General features: G+C 67.5%; 1 protein-coding gene. It reads left to right on the forward strand.

Features of this window, described 5'->3' with window-relative positions; translation table 11 throughout:
- The coding region (locus AB0I15_RS66645) for a beta-ketoacyl synthase N-terminal-like domain-containing protein (protein WP_358121105.1) at positions 1 to 2,882 on the forward strand (2,882 nt) is incomplete at both ends.

Genomic DNA, 2,882 nt, shown 5'->3' on the forward strand with positions numbered 1-2,882 from the left:
AACCTCCGCCACCCCGTCCTCTTCCACACCACCATCCAGGCTCTGGTGCGCGACGGCCACCACGCCTTCATCGAAACCAGCCCCCACCCCGTCCTGGCCCCCATCCTCGACGGCACCCTCACCACGCTCCGCCGGGACCAGGACACCGCCCACACCATCACCACCGCGCTCACCCAGGCCCACCTCCGAGGCCACTCCCTCGACTGGTCCACGCTGTTCGCGCACCACCACCCCCGCCCCACCGCCCTGCCCACGTACCCGTTCCAGCGAAGCCACCACTGGCTCACCCCCGGCAAGAACGTCACCGGCAACGCCCAGGACGACCATTTCTGGACCGCGATAGAGAACGCCGACCTGGACGCTCTCGCCACCACGCTCAACCTCGAGCCGTCGAAGCAACAATCGCTCAGCGACCTCCTTCCGGCCCTCACCGCCTGGCATCGGCACCACCGCGCCCAATCGGCGATCGACGACCGGCGTTATCGCATCCACTGGAAACCACTGAGCACGGACGCGGACTCCGATCCGCTTTCCGGCAAATGGCTGGTCCTGGTTCCGGCGGCCCTTTCCGACGGCGAAATGGTGGCGTCGGTAACGCAGGCCCTCCAGGCCACTCCGGTCACGATCGACAACGAGGCCGACCTGGCCGTATGCGTTCAGGAGGCGTTGTCTGAAGAGCCCGTGAGCGTCCTGTCGCTGCTGGCCCTGGACGAGGATTCCGGGCTTGCGCTGACCGCCGCGCTGGCCGGCCTCGAAATCGAGGCGCCGATATGGTGTGCCACCCGGCAGGCGGTTTCCACCGGTACGGATGACCCGGAAATCCGCCCGTACCAGGCTCGGGCGTGGGACGTCCGGCAATCGCGCGGTGGCCTGCTGGATCTCCCCGCCTCGCTGAGCCGGGCCGCGATGGAGCATCTCCGCGCCGCCCTCTCGGAATTTCCCGGCGAAGAGCAACTCGCGGTGCGGGATTCAGGCGTCTTCGCCCGGCGGCTCGTACGCGCCACCTTCGATTCCGCTCCCACGGTCTGGCGGCCGGAGAACACCGTACTGGTCACCGACGGCACCGACGAAAAGGCATTGCGCATCGCCCTATGGCTGGCCGAAAGCGGCGCCGCGAACGTCGTGCTGACCCACGACCGGGAAACGGATCCCGCCATGATCCGCGCGATCGAAGACCGGCTCACCGAACGGATCTCACTCCGGGCATACGACCTCGACGACCTGCGGGAGCTCCTTGCCGAAGTCGCACGGGACAGTCCGCTGACAGCGGTCTTTCACCCGTTCCGGACGGCCGACGCCGCCGTCCGTCTCCATGAGCTCACGCGGGATTCTCCGCTGTCGGCGTTCGTCCTTCTCGATTCGGAAACGGACACGCCGTCCCCGAACGCTTTTCCTGAGGCTCTCGCGCGACAACGACGGGCCCAGGGATTGCCGGCGACCCATATCGCCTGGGATGTGGACCCGGAATTCGCGGTCCCCGTCGTCCAGCAGGCTCTCGACCACGACGAAACGTCTCTGGTCGTCGCCGACATCGACTGGGAGCGCGGGAATCCGCTGGTGCAGGACCTGCCGGAGGCCCGAACAGCACCCGCGAATCTCGGCAAAGTCGTTTTCGCCGCCTTGGACGAGGGTGAACGAAATCACGCGCTGGCGGAGCTCGTACAGGCGAACATGCGTGCCGTCCTGGGCCACGCCGCCACCGATGCCGTGGACATGACGCGCACGTTCAAAGACCTGGGCTTCGAATCATTCGGGGCGGTGGAACTACGCAACCGCCTCAGCGCGGCGACCGGCCTGAGCCTCCCCGCCGGTTTGCTGTACGACCATGCGACACCGAGCGCTCTCACCAGTCACCTGAGCGACGAAATCGCCGGCACGACCAAGTCCGCTTCCCGGGCGACCGCCTCGGCCGTACTCGACGAACCCATCGCGATCGTCGGAATGGCCTGCCGCTTTCCCGGCGGAATCACCTCACCGGAAGAGCTGTGGCAGTTCGTGTACGAGGGCGGGTCCGCGATCGGTGAATTCCCTCAGGATCGCGGCTGGAACGAAGACGAAATCTACGCCCCCACGCCGAAGACGCCGGGCAAGTCGTATGTCCGTACCGGCGGTTTCCTGTACGACGCCGGGGAGTTCGACGCCGACTTCTTCGGCATCAGTCCCCGTGAAGCCCTCGCCATGGACCCCCAGCAGCGTCTTCTCCTGGAGATCGCCTGGGAGGCCCTGGAGGACACGGGCATCGACCCCACCACTCTCCGCGACAGCATGACGGGCGTCTTCGTCGGAGCAATGTCCCAGGACTACGGCCCCCGGATGCATGAGCCGTCGGACGAACTGGCGGGTCACCTGCTGACCGGCACCACGGCCAGCGTCGCTTCGGGCCGGATCTCGTACGTACTCGGCCTCCAGGGCCCGGCGGTCACTATCGACACGGCCTGCTCGTCTTCCTTGGTCGCCGTACACCAGGCCGTACAGGCACTCCGCACTGGAGAGTGCGCCATGGCGCTGGCGGGCGGCGTCACGGTCATGGCCACGCCTGGCATGTTCATCGAGTTCAGCCGCCAAGGCGGCCTGGCCCCCGACGGCCGCTGCAAGTCCTTCGCCGCCGCCGCAGACGGCACCAACTGGGCAGAGGGCGCCGGCCTAGTCGTCTTGGAACGGTTGTCCGTAGCCCAGGAAAACGGCCACCGCATCCTCGCCCTGATCCGCGGCTCGGCGGTCAATCAGGACGGTGCCTCCAACGGATTGACCGCACCCAACGGCCCCTCCCAGCAACGCGTCATCCAGGCCGCCCTCACCAACGCCGGCCTGCCCCCCGACCACATCGACGCCATCGAAGCCCACGGCACCGGCACCACCCTCGGCGACCCCATCGAAGCCCA

It is taken from the genome of Nonomuraea sp. NPDC050643 (assembly GCF_040654715.1).
GTDB lineage: Bacteria > Actinomycetota > Actinomycetes > Streptosporangiales > Streptosporangiaceae > Nonomuraea.